Origin of the sequence: Paraburkholderia sp. RL17-347-BIC-D, from assembly GCF_046027915.1 — a bacterium.
Lineage (GTDB): Bacteria > Pseudomonadota > Gammaproteobacteria > Burkholderiales > Burkholderiaceae > Paraburkholderia.
The window spans coordinates 93041-110252 of sequence record NZ_JARESS010000020.1 but is presented as its reverse complement, the minus strand read 5'-3'; the positions used below and the strand labels follow the sequence as shown (position 1 = coordinate 110252).

Here is a 17212-nt window from a genome sequence, read left to right as displayed (position 1 = left end):
CCCCACGCAACAGTCAGCGTCGCCGAAGCAACCTCCGTACGAGGAACGGGCGTCCCGTTGCCCTATCGCCGGACGCGCATTCGTATTGTTCTGATGTTTTGCGTACCTGCCTTCCGCGAACGTGACCTGTCTCTTTTCCTGAAGGACGGTGTGCCACTAATTCAACATATACCATCGGCCGATTGCCACGCTACTGATACATGAAGTGGCGACAGATTTATTTCGTCTCCACATACGCGAGGTGCGATCCGTATTACATAAAGCTTTCGATGTGATATGCTCGCCCCTGTCTTTGGGGAGTAGCCGGCTTCTACCCAGAAGCGCCTGCGTCAACATTCTCGGTCGCGCAGACCGTGGTGCAGGTAGCCCTTTGGTTGGCAAGACCATCGACACACCACGCGACCGGTCGGGCGCGGAGGTGTGTCGCGGTTTTCCGCCCGACCTCGAGCCCTCCTCTCATGAATCCTGTCGCAACGCTGTTCCTTGCTTTCGCCATGTCCACCGACGCCTTTGCGGCCGCAATCGGCAAAGGCGCCACGCTCAAACGTCCTCACTGGCGTGAGGCTGTCAGGACGGGACTCATCTTCGGCGTCATCGAAGCGCTGACACCCCTGGTCGGATGGTTCCTCGGCAAAGCTGCAGCGCAATACGTCTCCGCATGGGATCACTGGATCGCGTTTGCGCTGTTGTTGGTCCTCGGCGCCCGCATGGTTTTCAATAGCTTTGCCGCCAAGGAAATCGAGGCGGCGAAACCGTCGACTCATTCGTTCTGGTTGCTGGCGCTGACCGGCTTTGCCACGAGTATCGATGCCATGGCGGTCGGTGCGGGCCTCGCCTTCGTGGACGTCAACATCTATTCCACTGCCGCCGCGATCGGGCTCGCCACCATGACGATGGTCACGATCGGCGTGATGCTCGGCCGTGTCATCGGGCATGTGGCCGGCAGGCGTGCGGAGTTGGCGGGTGGCGTCGTGCTGATCGGTATTGGCAGCACTATCCTGGCTGAGCATCTGAAGATCATCGGCTAGACGGTGGTTGACGGCCGCCGGCTGCTCTCCACCTCTTGCGGCGCGATCGACGACTGGCGCGCGCGCCGCCTGTATCATGGCGGGCTTGCGTCCGACCTGAAGTCCGCGCAAACGCATCCACCCACGACAACCCAGAGGAAGATTGGCATGACGGCCGCAACGCAATTCGATCAGGTTTCCATTGTTAAACGAGCCAACGTCTACTTCGACGGCAAGTGTGTCTCGCACACCGTTCTCTTTGCCGACGGTACGCGCAAAACGCTTGGCGTGATCCTGCCCGGCGCGCTGAACTTCGGCACTGATGCGCCGGAACTCATGGAAGTGCAGGCCGGCCAATGCCGCATCCGCCTCGAAGGCAGTGACGAGTGGAAGACGTATGGTGCGGGCGAGTCGTTTTCGGTGCCCGGGAAAAGCCGCTTCGATATCGACGTGATCGAAACACTCGACTACGTCTGCAGCTATCTGTAAAACGTGTCGCGTCGTACGACATTGGTACGGCGCGCGCATTCAAACGTGTGATTGATGATCGCCGGTTGGGCACGAGCTACAACCCAACCGACGAAGAGACGATTCCGAATCGAAGTTTCCGTTGAGATCAACGGCGCTTCATCTTGATCACTCGCGAAATCTGACCAAGCGTAAAGCCCGTGTTCTGCACGTACTTGGCGTAGTCGATCGGAGCAGTAAACGATTCCTCGGTGACGTACTCGCCCATGTAACGGAATCGGTCAGTCGCTGTTCGGACAAAAACAGGCAGTGGGTCGGTCTGTCGCGCGAGCGTTCGGCCTGCCGCTCGTGCAGCGGCGCTGCCATCGCAGACGATCACATCCGGTGCATACGGGTTGAGATCCTGACGCAATCGCGCAGCGACGACCTTGCCGCCCTTCACGGGCAAGAATGCCTGTTTGCATCCTCCCGTCACCCGATGAATATCTTCCCGAGAATACTCTTTTCCAATATCAAACATGATTTTTCTCCCAAGAATGACGCCTGGCTTTAAAGCAGTGGCATCAAGCGGAGCGATGATATCGGCCTGTACCTAAATCCCTTGTATAAAGCACGAGCTTCTTGATAAAGAAGGCATGCTGGTTGAGCGAAACAGCGAGACATGCGCCACAGATTGACCTGGCTGCATCCGGGACTCGTCGCGCGTTTCGATACGCCGTATTAACAGCATTCACCCTGCGGTTATATACGTTCGTTATACGGTTGATGACAGAATCTCGAGGTGACACCGAGCGAGGTTTCGTAGACGGTTGCCGCAAGCGCTTGTAGGAAGACGCCGAGGTATGTAGAGGGCGAAAACCGCACGAAGTGTATGGATCGCCCAGACGCCGAGGCTATGTTTCTACGAGCGCTTGCGTCAACGTTGCGCTACTGATGACGCGTCATTTATCTCTCACTCACTCCGCCACGCACTGACGCGTCTCGACGCTGCTCAAAATCGCTTCAAAACCCTCGATGGGAATCGGGCGGCAGAAATAATAGCCCTGATACGCGTAGCATCCCGCTGCCGCGAGGAAATCCCGCTGAGCCTCCGTTTCGACTCCTTCGGCGATCACGCCCAAACCGAGGCTGCGCGCCAGTGCCACGATGGTCCTGGCAATCACAGCGTCGTTGGGATCGACGAGCACGTCTCGCACGAATGAGCGGTCGATTTTCAACTGGTCCAACGGCAGGCGCTTCAAATAGGACAGCGACGAATAGCCGATGCCAAAGTCGTCCAGTGCGAAGACAATGCCTTTCGCTTTCAGCGCGCCCATCTTCTCGATGATGTCCTGCACGTTGTCGACCAAGACGCTTTCCGTCAGTTCCAGTTTCAACCTGTCGGGCCGCGCGCCGGTTCGAGCGATGATCGTCAATACGTTGTCCACGAAGTCAGCTTCGCGGAACTGCTGTGCGCTGACGTTGACCGCAATCGTGAGATGCGCCATATCCGGTCGCGCAGCCCATTGCGCCAGTTGCGCGCAGGCAGCCTCCAGCACCCAGCTTCCCAGCGCAAGGATCAATCCGGTTTCTTCAGCCAGCGGAATGAACTCGGCAGGCGGCACGACACCGCGCTGCGGATGCTGCCAGCGCACCAGTGCTTCCGCGCCGGTTACACGAGTACCGACGACCTGCGCCTGATAATGGAGCAGAAACTGATTGTCCTCGATTGCATTGCGCAGTCCCGCCTCCAGCGCGGCTCGCTGCACCACGACGGTTTGCATGTCCGGATCGAAGAAACGCACGGCATTGCGTCCTCTTTCCTTGGACTTGTACATCGCGAGGTCGGCCTGCTTGAGAAGCTCGTCGATCGACGCCTGATGCCCTCTGAACACGGTGGCGCCGATGCTCGCGCTAGTGCGGTATTCGATTTTGCCAAGGTGATAGGGACTACCCAGAACGGCGAGAATTCTTTCGCCCACGGCCTCCGTCTGGTTGGCCGCCTCCTGCCGGTTCTTGTGCAGGTTGCCGAGCACCACCACGAACTCGTCGCCGCCCACTCTGGCCACGGTGTCGCTCTCGAGCACGCTGTCCGCCAGACGCTGCGCGACTTGCTGCAGCAGTAGATCGCCTTTGTCGTGACCCAAGGTATCGTTCAACGTCTTGAAGTGATCCAGGTCGATGAACAGCAAGGCGCCGCACGCTTCGTTCCGCGCGCTGGCCGTGATTGCCTGCCTCAGGCGATCCAGCAACAGGGTGCGATTGGGCAACCGGGTCAGCGCATCGAAGAAGGCCAATTCCTTGATTCGCTCTTCCGCGATCTTGCGTTCGGTAATGTCGTGATGCGTGCCGACATAGTGACTGACGATTCCGTCGTCGCTCATCACGGCGGAGATCGTGAGCCATTTCGGATACACCTCGCCGTTCTTGCGGCGATCCCAGATTTCCCCTTGCCACCCACCGGCGCGATGAATCGCTTCCCACATCTCCTGGAAGAATGCGGCGTCGTGGCGGCCGGAGCGCAGCACGCGCGGCGTCTGGCCCACGATTTCCTCGGCCGTATAGCCGGTGCATTCGGTGAAAGCCGAGTTCACGCGCAGAATGGTGGCGCTCGCGTCGGTGATCATCATCGGCTCCATCGAGTCGAAGGCGACAGCGGCAATTCGCAGTTCAGCCTCGACCTGTTTGCGCTCGGTAATGTCGCGGCCGCTCGTGCGAAAGCCGATGAACTCGCCCTTGGAATCGGTAATCGGAACCCAGGACGCGGACAGCCACATGAGCGAGCCGTCCTTGCGAACGCAGCGAAACTCCAGGTCGTCGCCGCGCAAGCCTTGTAGTGCCTTCTGAAACTCGGGTGCAACGCGGGGAATGTCCTCGGGACAAATCACGGTGCCGGCAAAGTCCGGCATTGTCATGCACTCGTCGACGGTATATCCGATGTACGCCTCCACCGCCGAATTGATCCAGCGCGGCTTGCCGTCGGGTCCCCACCAGATTTCCCAGTTGACCGTACAGTCGGCAATCGCGCGGAATTTCTCTTCGTTCTCGCGCAATTCTTTTGTCATTGCCGAGGCAAGCCGCATCGCGCGGCCGCGGCCGGTCATCATCAGCCAGGTGAGCAGGGCCAGCAACAGGCTGAGGCCTGTGCCAGTGCTGGCAATCGGGAGCGCTGCGTTGCGGCCGAAGCGAGCCTTGAAGTCGTCCTGGGCGCTCATCGACAGTGTCCAGTCATGTCCGCCGACAACCAGATATTCGTTGGCCGACATATCCGCAGCCAGATGATGACCGGGCGCCTCAGGCGTTTTGTGCAACAGCGCGGCGGCCGACGTTTCGACGCCATCGTATATAGCGATCGTGAGGCCGGGCGGTTGCTCGCCGTACAGGCTGGCAATGACATCGTGCATGCGGAACGAGGCATAGACCCAGCCGACCAGGTGCGCGCGGCGCTGGGCGACGCTATCTTGCGGCTGGCCTCGTGCGTAGATCGGCAGGTACATGATGAATCCGGGGCGAGCGTTGCCGGCGTCCACCGACAGACGGACTTTCCCGGAAAGGGTCGCCATGCCGGAATCGCGCGCCTGTTCCATGGCGCGCCGCCGCACAGGGTCGGCCCATGCATCGAAACCGGGCGCCGCCCGATTGATGCCGACGGACGGCTCGCGCTGGATGATGGGCGCGTAGTTCTCGCGCGAGCCTTTGGGCTCGATCGCGTAGTCGGGCAACCCTTGCCGGCGGAGAGCCGCAATATGCTCGACCTTCTGCGTCGCCGGCACCCATGCGACGATGCCGATGGCCTGGATACCGGAGAAGTTGGCGTCGAGATTGAGCGTGCCGACGTAGTCGCGGAACTGATCGCGGTCGATCTCTCCACTAGCGGCGAACAGGCTTTGCACGCCGCGTAGCAGGAGTTCATACGTGCCCATGCGCTGCTCGATCCGGCTGACCGCATCGCCCATGGAATAGTTGAACTGGGATAGCAGTTCATGACGGGCGGCTTCCCGCTCATGGTCCCAAAGCATCCACGTCACGCTGAGCGCCGCGGACAGGACCAATAGCGGAAGCAGGACGAGGCGCGCCCAGTTCACGGCTGCGTCTTGAAATCGACCATCGAATCGGCGAGGTCAGGTTTGAAATATTTCTCGAAGATGCGCCGAACGGTGCCGTCCGCGCGCATCTCGTTCACCAGGGCGCGCCACTTTTCGCGCTCAGCCGGCGGCAGCGCCTTCTTCGACATGATGAGGCCGTGACGAACGGCGGGGTCGTCGAATTCCACGATGGTGGTCACGTCGCGGATTTTCTTTTCATCGATCGCAGGGTAATCGAAAGGCTCGATGATCATGCCTTGAATGCGTCGGAGAATCAGCGCCTGATACAGCGGATCCAGGCCGCCGGCCTGGCTGACGCGGTTTTCGGCCGACAACTTGTCGACTAGACGGTTGGCCGACTCACTGTAGCGGAAGCTGCGGATCACGCCGAGCTGAAACTGGTCGTTGTGCTCGAAATCGGACAAACGATGGATTCCAGCGTCCTTGCGCACCAACAGATAGTACTTGTTGCTGAAGTACCAGGCGAAATCCGCGTACTCATTGCGCTCGTCGTTGGCAATGCCCGACAGGCTGAAATCCAGTCCGCCGGATTCAATCAGCTTCCAGATCCGGGCCCGCGACATCAGGCTGACTCTGATCTGGCAACCGCTGCGGCGGATCAACTCGTCAGCGAAGTCTTTGTCGATCCCGGTGTCCGTGTCGACGGAATAGAGCAGACCGTGATCGTGTAAAGCTAGCGTAAACGAACGCGAACATTCGGGACCCGCGGCCATAGCGCTACCCATGCAGCTTAGCGCCAGTAGCAAACCCCCGAGGCAATGTCGAATCACAGTGTCTCCGTCGTACGAAGATGACTTGAGTACCACATTCAATTTTCCCAGCAATGACGCCGGCGACGCGGTCCTGCTATTGGGTCACTTTTGAATGCGGCTAATTAGATGCCATTTTTTTGCGGACTGGCCAGCATACACCTGTCCGGCCGGGACAGCGGAACATTCAAACCGTAGGCGCTCTTCTCGCAATATCGGCAATGCGCTGCAGTTCTTGAGGGGATGGTTGTTATTTTTTGAGTGGAAGCGGATTCTGTCGGTTTGGAGAATTCCGATGATCAGACGGCTGCTTACGATTACCGCGGTATTAGCGGGCGTTGTCATGGCGACTCCGGCTCGCGCTGACGCAGGTTCCGACAAGGCCGCCATCACGGAACGGCTGCGAGGCTGGGCAGAGGCATTCAACGCCCGCAATGCAGCGGGCGTCTGCGATGTGTTCGCGCCTGACCTGGTTTCAACCGTCCCTGAAGTGCTCGATGGTAACCGGGATACGCTCTGCACGAAGCTCGCCGCGCTGCTGGCGAAGCCTGAGTTGACTCTTCACTACGATAGCCCGGACATCCGCGAGATCATCGTTTCCGGGGATATCGCCGTAGTGCGGCTGTTCTGGACGCTGACAGCACGCAAGGGTGCTGAGCAAAGCGTGACGCACGAGGCAGGGATGGATATTTTTAAGCGGCAACCGGATGGCAGGTGGTCCATCGCGCGGTTCATGTCGTTCAGCACGACGCCGAATAGTGTTCTTCGGTGAGCGCTCGGTTGCTGCACGCGCCAACCGGGTGCCGACCGAACCCCGCCCTCCGCCAACCAAGCACACTCCACCAACCAATGGCACTATTGCCCCCACCCTGCTAGATTTCTACTCAGCCGAATCATTGCTCGGGAGAGTTCGATGGCCGACAGACCGACTTCCAACGCCTCCACATTCCGTTCGCTGGTCCTGATTGCAATCGTCGTGATCGCGCTGGTCGCGGCCTTCGCCTTTACGGCCGGCTGGCTCTCGCCGGGGCGCCTGACGCCGGCGAAGATCGTCAACGGTCTGGCGCCGCCGGGCGGCGCAGCGCTCGGCTTCCGGCGCAATCACGCCAAGGGCATCTGCTTTACTGGCAGCTTCGAATCGAATGGCGGAGCTGCGGCCCTGTCCAAGGCGCCGATGTTCGCGCCTGGCTCGTACCCGGTCACGGGACGTTTCAACCTCGCTACGGCGGATCCCAAAGCGCCGGACGCCACGGTCCGGGTGCGGGGCCTCAGCCTGCGCATCGTCGCGCCGAATGGAAGCGAGTGGCGCACGGCGACGATCGACGCTCCCTTCTTCCCGGTCGCCACGCCGCAGGCGTTCTACGGTCTGCTTCAGGCCTCGGCCAACGAGAGCGATCCGAACGCCATGAAGAATTTTATCGCCGCGCACCCGGAGTTCGGCACGTTTGTCGGGTGGGCCGGCAGCGCGCCATGGACGGCCTCGTACGCGCAGGACCGGTACAACAGCCTCAATAGCTTCATCTTCACCAATGCTGCGGGAGAAGACCAGGCCGTGCGCTGGTCCTTCGTGCCCACCGCGCAGCCTGAAGCGGTATCGCCTGACCAGTTGAAGGCGAAAGGCGCCGACTTCCTCGCCGCGGATATCACGCAGCGGGTGCAAAGCGCGCCGCAACGCTGGACTTTGGTCGTCACCGTCGCCAATCCCGGCGACCCGACCGCTGACCCCAGCAAAGCCTGGCCGGAAGATCGGCGCAAGGTAGACGCGGGGACGCTGGTGGTCAACGCCATCGAGCCCGAGGCCAACGGGCCGTGTCGCGATCTCAACTTCGATCCCACCGTCCTGCCGTCGGGCATGCACGTCTCGGACGATCCGTTTCCGGCCGCGCGCTCAGCCGCCTATTCCGTATCGTTCAACCGGCGGACCGCCGAGGATAAGGACTATCCGCGCCATCCGGGAGGAGCCACGCCATGAGCCCGATTCACGATCGCTTCACACCGCTGCAACGCGCGCTTCACTGGCTCATGGCGATTTGCATTCTGGCGATGCTGTTCATCGGCGTCGGGATGGTGTCCACTGTTCGCCCGGATTATCTTTCTCTGGTGTCCATCCACAAGCCGCTGGGCATCGTGATTCTCGTGCTGGCGCTGATTCGGCTGGTGGTGAGGTTAACTCGGGGCGCCCCGCCGCTGCCAGCGTCGATGCCGGAACCGATGAAACTCGCCGCGCGCCTGTCCCACCTCGCGTTCTACTTACTGATGATCGGGCTTCCGCTGATCGGCTGGGGCATGCTGTCGGCCGCGGATTATCCGGTCGTGGTGTTCGGAATGCATTTGCCGTCCATCCTGCCGCATAGCAACGGTTTGCACACGCTGCTGTGGAACGCGCATAGGACGCTCGCGCTGTGCTTCTTCGCGCTGATCGTGCTGCACCTGGCGGCGGCGCTTCTGCATGCGCTAGTGAGACGTGACGGTGTGTTCGAAGCGATGGCGCCCTGGTCGAAACGGTGAGATGTACGCCTCCAAAGATTGAAACGATGCGGGCGACCTGAACAGGCCGCCCGCATCAAACCCTCTCGTGTTACCGCATCGCCACCTTTACCGCACCTTCCCCTGTTTCCACGCAGTCAGCAGTTGGTCGTACTTGACTGTCTCGCCTTTCGGCTTCTCGTTCGCCAGCTTCTTCCACGGTGCGTGCTGATCCGACAGCCATTTCGCCGGATCGCTTTCCGGATTCAACTCCGGCGCGCAAACCTTCATCCCCGCGCGCTGCAAACGGGCCAGCACCTGGTCCATTTCCTTCGCCAGATTGTCCATTGCGGCTTGCGGCGTCTTTTCGCCGGCGACGGCCGTCGCGACGTTCTTCCACCACAGTTGTGCCATCTTCGGATAATCGGGCACATTGTTGCCGGTCGGCGTCCAGGCGACGCGCGCCGGACTTCTATAGAACTCGATCAGTCCGCCGTACTTGTCCGCGTTCTTCGTAAAGTAGTCGCTATGAATATCGGAATCGCGGATGAACGTGAGACCGGTAATCGACTTCTTCAGCGAGACGGTTTTGGACGTGACGAACTGCGCGTATAACCACGCGGCGGCACGCTGGTTCGGCGGCGTCGACTTGAAGAAGGTCCACGAACCGACGTCCTGGTAGCCGTTCTGCATGCCGTCCTTCCAGTACGGACCGTGCGGCGATGGCGCCATCCGCCACTTCGGCGTGCCGTCCGCGTTGGTCACGTTGCCGGGTTTCAGCATCGAAGCGGTAAATGCGCTGTACCAGAAGATCTGCTGGGCGATCTTGCCTTGCGCCGGTACCGGTCCCGCTTCGTTGAACGTCATCCCCGAGGCTTCGGGCGGCGCGAACTTCTTCAGCCAGTCGATGTATTTGGTGGTCGCGAACACCGCGGCTGGACTATTCGTGCCGCCGCCGCGCGAGACCGACGCGCCCACCGCATGGCAGCCGTCCGGCGTGACACGCACGCCCCATTCGTCGACCGGCATGCCGTTCGGAATGCCCTTGTCGGCTTCGCCCGCCATCGACAGCCACGCATCGGTAAAGCGCCATCCCAACGACGGGTCTTTCTTGCCGTAGTCCATGTGCCCATAGACTTTTTCGCCGTCAATGTTCTTGACGTCGTTCGTGAAGAATTCGGCAATGTCTTCATACGCGGACCAGTTCACCGGCACGCCGAGATCGTATCCGTACTTCGCCTTGAACTTGTCCTGCAGATCCTTGCGCGCGAACCAGTCGGCGCGGAACCAATAAAGATTGGCGAACTGCTGGTCGGGCAACTGATAGAGCTTCTTGTCCGGCGCGGTCGTGAAACTGGTGCCGATAAAGTCCTTGATGTCGAGACCGGGGTTCGTGTACTGCTTGCCTTCGCCGGCCATATAGTCGGACAGCGGCATGATCACGCCATAGCGGTAATGCGTGCCGATCAGATCGGAATCGGAAATCCAGCCGTCGTAAATGCTCTGACCGGATTGCATCGAGGTCTGCAGTTTTTCGACGACGTCGCCTTCCTGGATGATGTCGTGCTTGACGGAAATGCCGGTGATTTCGGTGAACGCTTTGGCGAGCGTTTTCGATTCATACATGTGCGTGTCGAGTGTTTCGGACACCACGTGCACCTCTTTGACGCCAGCCGATTTCAGCGTCGCAGCGGTGTCGATGAACCACTTCATCTCGTCCATCTGCTGCTGCTTCGACAGCGTGCTCGGCTGGAACTCGCTGTCGACCCACTTCTGCGCTTCGGGCGTGCCGGCGATCGCTGCGTGGCTCGTCAAGCCAGTCGCGACGACCCCTGCCACGGCGAGCGTGACGATTCGTCTCCTCTGTTGCATGGCTTTCTCCTGTGTCTCCGCACCCCTTGGATCAACTGCCGAGGTCCGCCCGGGGCATCAACGGAACCGGTCTGTCCAGATACGCAAACCTTCAGGACGCAACGCTGTTCATCCTTTCCACATAACGATCAGCAGCACGAGCATCGATGCCGCGAAACCGGGCCACGCGCTCGCGCGTTCCGCGCTGATGCCGATCCACGCGAGATTGATGTACGCCGCAATCAGCAGTCCGATAAAGAGCCGGTCGCCACGCGTGGTGCCGATCGGCAGAAAGCCTTTGCGTTCGACCGTGGGCGAGCGGATTTCCCACACAGTCATACCCGCCAGCATCACCACGACGCAGCCGAAAAAGACCGCCACTTCCGGTGTCCAATACATCCACGTCAGCATCAGACTCTCCCCATCGCAAAGCCCTTCGCGATGTAGTTCCGCACGAAATAGATGACGAGCGCGCCGGGCACGATGGTCAGCACGCCCGCCGCCGACAGCACGCCCCAATCCATCCCCGCCGCCGATACCGTGCGCGTCATCACGGCGGCAATCGGCTTGGCGTTGACGGTGGTGAGCGTACGCGCGAGCAGGAGTTCGACCCAGCTGAACATGAAGCAGAAGAACGCGGTCACGCCCACTCCCGACTTGATCAGCGGCAGGAAAATCTTGATGAAGAAGGCCGGGAACGTATAGCCGTCGATGTAGGCGGTTTCGTCGATTTCGCGCGGCACGCCCGACATGAAACCTTCGAGAATCCACACCGCGAGCGGCACGTTGAACAGCATGTGCGCGAGCGCGACCGCGATATACGTGTCCATCAAACCCACGCTCGAATACAGCTGGAAGAACGGCAGCAGGAACACCGCGGGCGGCGTCATCCGGTTGGTGAGCAGCCAGAAGAACATGTGCTTGTCGCCGAGAAACCGATAGCGCGAGAACGCGTACGCGGCGGGCAACGCGACCAGCACCGACATCACCGTGTTCATCAGCACGTAGATGATCGAGTTGATATAGCCCCAGTACCAGGACGAATCGGTGAAGATGACCTTGTAGTTATCGAGCGTCACGTGATGCGGCCAGATCGCAAACGCCGACATCGTCTCTTCGTTCGTGCGCAGCGAGATCGACAGCATCCAGTAGAGCGGAATCAGCGCGAACAGGATGTACACCGTCAGCACGACGACGCGCATCCAGCGGTTATTGCGCATAGTCGTCTCCCGTGGTTGCCGGGCCGCCTTTACCCACGCGCTCCATCCAGTTATAGAGAATGAAACACAACAACAGGATGATCAGGAAGTAGATCAGCGAAAACGCCGCCGCCGGGCCGAGGTCGAATTGGCCGACCGCTTTTTGCGTCAGGTACTGCGACAGGAACGTGGTCGAATCGCCTGGGCCGCCGCCCGTCAGCACGAACGGCTCGGTATAGATCATGAAGCTGTCCATGAAGCGCAGCAGCACGGCGATCATCAACACGCCGCGCATCTTCGGCAGCTCGATATAGCGGAATACGGCGAAGCGGCTTGCGCCGTCGATTTCGGCGGCCTGATAGAACGCGTCTGGAATCGCGCGCAAGCCTGCATAACAGAGCAGCGCGACGAGCGGTGTCCAATGCCAGATGTCCATTACGAGCACCGTGATCCACGCGGCGCCCGGACTGGCCGTGTAGTTATATTCGATGCCCGCGTGATTGAGGGCATAACCGAGTAGACCGATATCCGGCCGCCCGAAAATCTGCCAGATCGTGCCGACCACATTCCACGGAATCAGCAGCGGCATGGCCAGCACGACCAGCGACGCCGACGCGCGCCAGCCGGATGCGGGCATCGCCAGTGCAAGGCCGACGCCGAGCGGGATCTCGAACAGCAGCACGCAGGCGGAGAAGATAATCTGCCGTCCGAGTGCGCCGCGCAGGTCGTCGTCGTTGATGATTGCGCGAAACCATTCGGTGCCGACGAACACATGCTGCGTCGGGCTGATGATGTCCTGCACCGAATAGTTGACCACCGTCATGAGCGGCAAGATGGCGGAAAACGCGACGCAGATGAACACCGGTACGACCAGCAGCCAAGCCTTCTGGTTGACGGGCTTGTTCATCGCGCGATCCTTTCATCGTTGCTGAAGAACACGGTTTCCGCTGTGGCGAGCTTCAACCAGACCGCTCCTTCCTCGACGCGTAGTTGCGGTTCGACCTTGGCCCTGAAGACGTGGCCATCGCATTGCGCGGTGACCAGTTGGTAATTGCCGAGTTGCTGTACACGCAGCAGGTGTGCTTTCACCGCACCGGGTTCACCATCGCTCACCACACGCACGAACTCTGGGCGAATGCCGAGCGTCAGCGTGCCGTTGGCGTGCTTCAGCGTTTCGAGCGTGGGCGGGTCGAGTCGCAAGTGCTGCGTGCCGATCTTGATGCCGTCGGAGTTCAGCTCGATCGGGCAGAGATTCATCCCCGGACTGCCGATGAAGTAGCCGACGAACGCATGATCGGGTCGCAAAAACAACGCACCCGGATCACCCTTCTGCACAACGCGGCCGTTCGTCATCACCACGACTTCATCCGCGAAGGTCAGCGCCTCGACCTGATCGTGCGTCACGTAGATCAGCGTCAGCTTCAGTTGCTGATGAATCTTCTTCAACTGGCGACGGAGGATCCACTTCATATGCGGATCGATGACGGTCAGCGGTTCATCAAACAGGATCGCGGCGACGTCCTTGCGCACGAGGCCGCGTCCCAGCGAGATTTTCTGCTTCGCATCCGCCGACAGATTGTTCGCCTTGCGCGGCAATTCACGCGTCATGTCGAGAATTTCCGCAACTTCGTGAACGCGCTGTTTCACGTCGCGTGCCGACATTTTCCGGTTGCGCAGCGGGAACGCGAGGTTGTCGAACACGCTCATCGTGTCGTAGATCACCGGGAACTGGAACACTTGCGCGATGTTGCGCTCGCGCGGGCTCTTCGCTGTGATGTCGCTTCCGTCGAACAACACCTTCCCTTCCGACGGCGTCACGAGCCCGGATACGATGTTCAACAGCGTGGACTTGCCGCAACCCGACGGCCCGAGCAACGCATACGCGCCGCCGTCTTCCCAGACCATGCTCATCGGTTGCAACGCGTAGTCGTCGAGCGTGGCGGGGTTGGGGGCGTAAGCGTGCGCGAGATTCTGGAACTCAATGCGCGCCATGAGCGGCCTCCGGGCCAGACACCAGCGTCGTGTCCGCGCCGAACACAAACAGTTCGTCGGGGTCGATGTACACGTCGAGTTCCGTACCGAGATCGATCTGATGCACCCCTTGCAGTTGCGCGACCAGATCGATGCCGCCTTGCCGAGTGTGCAGATGCAGGTAGGTTTCAGAGCCGCTCAATTCGGCCAGTTCGAGCCGGCATGGCACGGCAACGGAGCGCTGCGTCCGAGGCGCGAGTCGCAGATGGCCGGGCCGCACGCCGATGCGGAACGTTTCGTTCGCGCTGACAGCGCGCGCGCTGGCCCGACCGAGCGGCACGTCGATGCCGATCGGCAGGCGCGCGGTGCCCTCGGGGGTGAGATCGCTGGCGAGCATGTTCATCGGCGGGTCGTTGAAGACGGCCGCGACGTCGATATTGGCGGGCGCGTTGTACACATCGAGCGTCGGGCCGTGCTGCAGCACGCGCCCCTTGTCGACGATCGCCGTGTAGCCGCCGAGCAGCAGCGCTTCGAGCGGTTCGGTCGTCGCGTAGACGACGGTGGTTTTGCCGTCCGCGAACAACGTCGCCAGTTCGACGCGCAATTCCTCGCGCAGCTTGTAGTCGAGATTGACGAGCGGTTCGTCCAGCAACACCAGCGACGAGCGCTTGACCAGCGCCCGCGCCAGCGCGCAACGCTGCTGCTGGCCGCCGGACAGTTCGCCCGGGCGCCGTTGCAGCAGGTGATCGATATGGAGTTTGGCGGCGACTTCGTGGACGCGTCTTTTGACTTCGTCGGCGGCCGTCTTTTGCAGCTTCAGCGGCGACGCAATGTTGTCGAACACCGTCATGGCCGGATAGTTGATGAACTGCTGATAGACCATTGCAAGGTTGCGCTGCCTGACGCTGACGCCGGTCACGTCGTTGCCGTCGGCCAACACCCGGCCCGAAGCCGGGCGGTCGAGTCCGGCCATCACGCGCATCAGGGTGGTCTTGCCTGCTTGCGTCGGTCCAAGCAACACGTTGATCGCGCCGGGGACAAGCCGCAGATCGACGCCGTACAGGTGCGTCTGAGCGCCCGAAACGACTGTCACCCGCTCCAGTTCCAAGACCAAATCGCTCTCCTTTGTTCTAGTGCGTCTCCGGTGCTGCGGGTGCCTTTTTGTACGTCTTGGGGCGAACGGCAAAGCGCGCCCCTTTTTCTGAAAGGAAATCAAAACAACAGATTCGATGTTCCTTTTTGTTCGTTTACGTTTAAATCGGTGTTAACCATACAATCGGTCGACAATGAAGTTCGCTGGCGTTTACCGTATCGAGAACGATGGCTTTCGTTGAATATTTTATTTCACACCAATCGTAATCTGGGTGTCAGCGTAACAGAATGGCAATCAGTCTGACGGATTGCCTGCTTGCGCCGCGCGAATAAGACGCAGGTTTGATGCGCATGGTCAAATGGGGCTTTTGGGGAGACATGCATGAGTGCCGTCAACGATCAGGAAGCTGGTGACCGGACCATCAAGCTCTATTCAGTACGCGACTTTTTCCGCAGGCCCGAGAAACACCAGTTCACGATTTCGCCGGACGGCCGACATCTCTCGTTTCTGACTCGGCACGCGGGCCGTCAGAACATCTTCGTTCAGGAAATCGGCCTCGATGGCTCGCCGCTTGGGGATGCGCAGGCGCTGACCAACGAATCCGAACGCGACGTGCCGGGGCACGCCTGGAAAGGCAACGACCGCATTCTGTTCGTCAAGGACTTTGGCGGCGACGAAAACTTTCACGTGTTGTCGGTGCCGATCCACGGCGGCGAGCCGGTCGACCTGACCCCGTTCGACGGCGTCAAAGCGAGCATCGTCGACGATCTCAGGGACGATGACCGCCATATCCTGATTCAGATGAACCGGCGCGATCCGCAGGTGTTCGACGTGTTCCGCGTCGACGTCGTCACCGGCGCGTTCACCCTGATCGCTGAAAACCCCGGCAACATCATGGGTTGGATGACCGATCACGCCGGGTGCCTGCGCGTCGCGACCGCCTCCGACGGCGTCAACACGACCCTGCTCTATCGCGATACCGAGACCGAACCGTTCCGCCCGATCCTGACGACGAACTTTCGCGAAACGGTGTCGCCGCTGTTCTTCACCTTCGACGATCAGCGTTTGTACGTGCTCTCCAATCGAGGCCGGGACAAGACGGCCATCTTCGAGTTCGACCCGCAAACCGCGCAGGAAGGCGAACTGCTGTTCGAAACCGAACACGTGGATGTGAGCGGACTGGCTTATTCAAAACACCGGCGCGTGTTGACGGCCGCGTGGTATGTCGATGACCGCATGCATCGGCACTTCTTCGACGAATGGGCTCGCTCGATCCACGAGGACCTGGGTCGTCAGTTGCCCGGTCAGGAAATCGCAATCACGAGCATCACACGCGACGAGTCGCGCGCGATCGTGCACGCTTCGAGCGACCTTTCGCCGGGCTCGATCTGGACATACGACATCGCCAGCCGTCATCTTTCCAGGCTCACTGAGCTCATGCCCTGGCTCGACACCGCGGACATGGCGCGCATGGAACCGATCCGCTTCGTCGCGCGCGACGGTCTGCAGATCAACGGATATTTGACATTGCCGGCAGGCATCGAACTCGGGCAAAAGCCGAAAAGCCCGCTCCCATTGATCGTCAATCCGCACGGCGGACCTTGGGCGCGCGATTCGTGGGGCTTCAACTCCGAAGCGCAATTGCTCGCCAATCGCGGGTATGCGGTCTTGCAGCTGAACTTCCGCGGCTCGACGGGCTATGGACGCACGTTCTGGGAGGCGAGCTTCGGTCAATGGGGCAAGTCGATGCAAAACGACATCGACGACGGTATCGACTGGCTCGTCGCGCAAGGTCTGGCCGACCCCGCGCGCGTGGGCATCTATGGCGCGAGCTACGGCGGCTATGCCGTGCTCGCCGGCGTCGCATTCACACCCGATCGCTATGCGGCCGCGGTCGACTATGTCGGCGTCTCGAATCTGTTCACGCTACTCGAATCGTTGCCACCGTATTGGAAGCCGATGCTCGACATGATGTACGAGATGATCGGCAACCCGCAAACCGAAACGGGCAAGCAGGCGCTGCACGATGCATCGCCGCTATTCTTTACCGAGCGGATCGTGACGCCGCTGTTTGTCGCGCAAGGTGCGAACGATCCGCGAGTCAAACAAGCCGAAAGCGACCAGATCGTGCACGCGCTGCGCGAGCGTGGGATCGACGTCAAGTACATGCTCAAAGACAACGAAGGGCACGGCTTCCGAAACGAAGAGAATCAGTTCGAGTTCTACGAAGCCATGGAAGCCTTCCTCGCGCAGCACTTGGGCGGCCGCTCGGCGGCGTAGCGCCGAAGGATCAGCACCGGCCGGTAGTCGACACCGGCCGGGA

The 17212-nt window shown here is 60.5% G+C and carries 15 protein-coding genes and 1 riboswitch; of the genes, 6 read left to right on the top strand and 9 right to left on the bottom strand.

All coding sequences use genetic code 11. From position 1 onward, the window contains the following. Positions 1-282: 282 nt before the first annotated feature. A riboswitch (yybP-ykoY riboswitch) is annotated at positions 283-449 on the top strand. A 9-nt stretch (positions 450-458) separates the two neighbouring features. Both mntP and ppnP read left to right on the top strand, forming a co-directional pair. Then, a complete protein-coding gene (mntP, locus tag P0D96_RS25385) occupies positions 459-1028 on the top strand; it encodes a manganese efflux pump MntP (RefSeq protein WP_408178552.1) in 570 nt (189 codons plus the stop codon). Positions 1029-1175: 147 nt separating this feature from the next. Beyond that, positions 1176-1496 (top strand): pyrimidine/purine nucleoside phosphorylase, encoded by a 321-nt coding sequence (gene ppnP, locus P0D96_RS25380; RefSeq protein WP_116122394.1) that lies wholly within the window; start codon positions 1176-1178, stop codon positions 1494-1496. A 127-nt stretch (positions 1497-1623) separates the two neighbouring features. Here the strand turns inward: ppnP and P0D96_RS25375 are convergent, their stop codons facing one another. From P0D96_RS25375 to P0D96_RS25365, 3 genes are all read right to left on the bottom strand, one after another. Continuing rightward, the gene (locus P0D96_RS25375) at positions 1624-1995 is read right to left on the bottom strand and encodes a DUF6697 family protein (RefSeq protein WP_132383843.1); all 372 of its coding nucleotides are present in this window, start codon (positions 1993-1995) and stop codon (positions 1624-1626) included. A gap of 436 nt (positions 1996-2431) precedes the next feature. Continuing rightward, positions 2432-5539, bottom strand: coding sequence for a bifunctional diguanylate cyclase/phosphodiesterase (locus P0D96_RS25370; protein ID WP_408316022.1), 3108 nt, complete (start codon positions 5537-5539; stop codon positions 2432-2434). Continuing rightward, a complete protein-coding gene (locus P0D96_RS25365) occupies positions 5536-6285 on the bottom strand; it encodes a substrate-binding periplasmic protein (protein ID WP_408178549.1) in 750 nt (249 codons plus the stop codon). Before P0D96_RS25365 ends, P0D96_RS25370 begins: the two co-directional genes overlap by 4 nt. 319 nt (positions 6286-6604) lie before the next feature. Here P0D96_RS25365 and P0D96_RS25360 point away from each other — a divergent pair, with 319 nt between their 5' ends. The 3 genes from P0D96_RS25360 (at position 6605) to P0D96_RS25350 (ending at position 8817) form a co-directional block, all read left to right on the top strand. Further along, positions 6605-7081, top strand: a complete 477-nt coding sequence (locus tag P0D96_RS25360) for a YybH family protein (RefSeq protein WP_408287092.1) — start codon at positions 6605-6607, stop codon at positions 7079-7081. A gap of 141 nt (positions 7082-7222) precedes the next feature. After that, positions 7223-8281, top strand: a complete 1059-nt coding sequence (locus P0D96_RS25355) for a catalase family peroxidase (RefSeq protein WP_408316020.1) — start codon at positions 7223-7225, stop codon at positions 8279-8281. Then, a complete protein-coding gene (locus P0D96_RS25350) occupies positions 8278-8817 on the top strand; it encodes a cytochrome b (RefSeq protein ID WP_408178546.1) in 540 nt (179 codons plus the stop codon). Before P0D96_RS25355 ends, P0D96_RS25350 begins: the two co-directional genes overlap by 4 nt. A gap of 87 nt (positions 8818-8904) precedes the next feature. Here the strand turns inward: P0D96_RS25350 and P0D96_RS25345 are convergent, their stop codons facing one another. The 6 genes from P0D96_RS25345 to P0D96_RS25320 all read right to left on the bottom strand — a co-directional run bounded on the left by P0D96_RS25345 (position 8905) and on the right by P0D96_RS25320 (position 14910). Continuing rightward, positions 8905-10647: an ABC transporter substrate-binding protein gene (locus P0D96_RS25345; protein WP_132383831.1), complete on the bottom strand. Its 1743-nt coding sequence runs from the start codon at positions 10645-10647 to the stop codon at positions 8905-8907. A 108-nt stretch (positions 10648-10755) separates the two neighbouring features. Continuing rightward, positions 10756-11037: a DUF2160 domain-containing protein gene (locus P0D96_RS25340; RefSeq protein WP_132383829.1), complete on the bottom strand. Its 282-nt coding sequence runs from the start codon at positions 11035-11037 to the stop codon at positions 10756-10758. After that, positions 11037-11846 carry a carbohydrate ABC transporter permease gene (locus P0D96_RS25335; protein ID WP_132383827.1) on the bottom strand — a complete coding sequence of 270 codons (810 nt, stop codon included), beginning with the start codon at positions 11844-11846 and terminating at the stop codon, positions 11037-11039. The genes P0D96_RS25340 and P0D96_RS25335 overlap by 1 nt, the downstream gene beginning before the upstream one ends. After that, the gene (locus P0D96_RS25330; protein ID WP_132383825.1) at positions 11836-12732 is read right to left on the bottom strand and encodes a carbohydrate ABC transporter permease; all 897 of its coding nucleotides are present in this window, start codon (positions 12730-12732) and stop codon (positions 11836-11838) included. Before P0D96_RS25330 ends, P0D96_RS25335 begins: the two co-directional genes overlap by 11 nt. Then, the gene (locus P0D96_RS25325) at positions 12729-13817 is read right to left on the bottom strand and encodes an ABC transporter ATP-binding protein (RefSeq protein WP_408178545.1); all 1089 of its coding nucleotides are present in this window, start codon (positions 13815-13817) and stop codon (positions 12729-12731) included. The genes P0D96_RS25330 and P0D96_RS25325 overlap by 4 nt, the downstream gene beginning before the upstream one ends. Further along, entirely contained in the window at positions 13804-14910 is a 1107-nt protein-coding gene (locus P0D96_RS25320; protein ID WP_408287088.1) for an ABC transporter ATP-binding protein, read from the bottom strand. Before P0D96_RS25320 ends, P0D96_RS25325 begins: the two co-directional genes overlap by 14 nt. Before the next feature lie 360 nt (positions 14911-15270). Between P0D96_RS25320 and P0D96_RS25315 the strand changes: the two genes are divergently transcribed. Beyond that, complete coding sequence (locus P0D96_RS25315; protein ID WP_408316017.1) at positions 15271-17169, top strand: S9 family peptidase; 1899 nt, start codon at positions 15271-15273, stop codon at positions 17167-17169. The last annotated feature ends 43 nt before the right edge of the window (positions 17170-17212 follow it).

Excerpts from the sequence above, each read along its gene's own strand:
- mntP (WP_408178552.1), top strand. The coding sequence starts at position 459 with ATGAATCCTGTCGCAACGCTGTTCCTTGCTTTCGCCATGTCCACCGAC.
- ppnP (WP_116122394.1), top strand. The coding sequence starts at position 1,176 with ATGACGGCCGCAACGCAATTCGATCAGGTTTCCATTGTTAAACGAGCC.
- P0D96_RS25375 (WP_132383843.1), bottom strand. The coding sequence starts at position 1,995 with ATGTTTGATATTGGAAAAGAGTATTCTCGGGAAGATATTCATCGGGTG.
- P0D96_RS25365 (WP_408178549.1), bottom strand. The coding sequence starts at position 6,285 with ATGGGTAGCGCTATGGCCGCGGGTCCCGAATGTTCGCGTTCGTTTACG.
- P0D96_RS25360 (WP_408287092.1), top strand. The coding sequence starts at position 6,605 with ATGATCAGACGGCTGCTTACGATTACCGCGGTATTAGCGGGCGTTGTC.
- P0D96_RS25355 (WP_408316020.1), top strand. The coding sequence starts at position 7,223 with ATGGCCGACAGACCGACTTCCAACGCCTCCACATTCCGTTCGCTGGTC.
- P0D96_RS25350 (WP_408178546.1), top strand. The coding sequence starts at position 8,278 with ATGAGCCCGATTCACGATCGCTTCACACCGCTGCAACGCGCGCTTCAC.
- P0D96_RS25345 (WP_132383831.1), bottom strand. The coding sequence starts at position 10,647 with ATGCAACAGAGGAGACGAATCGTCACGCTCGCCGTGGCAGGGGTCGTC.
- P0D96_RS25340 (WP_132383829.1), bottom strand. The coding sequence starts at position 11,037 with ATGCTGACGTGGATGTATTGGACACCGGAAGTGGCGGTCTTTTTCGGC.
- P0D96_RS25335 (WP_132383827.1), bottom strand. The coding sequence starts at position 11,846 with ATGCGCAATAACCGCTGGATGCGCGTCGTCGTGCTGACGGTGTACATC.
- P0D96_RS25330 (WP_132383825.1), bottom strand. The coding sequence starts at position 12,732 with ATGAACAAGCCCGTCAACCAGAAGGCTTGGCTGCTGGTCGTACCGGTG.
- P0D96_RS25325 (WP_408178545.1), bottom strand. The coding sequence starts at position 13,817 with ATGGCGCGCATTGAGTTCCAGAATCTCGCGCACGCTTACGCCCCCAAC.
- P0D96_RS25315 (WP_408316017.1), top strand. The coding sequence starts at position 15,271 with ATGAGTGCCGTCAACGATCAGGAAGCTGGTGACCGGACCATCAAGCTC.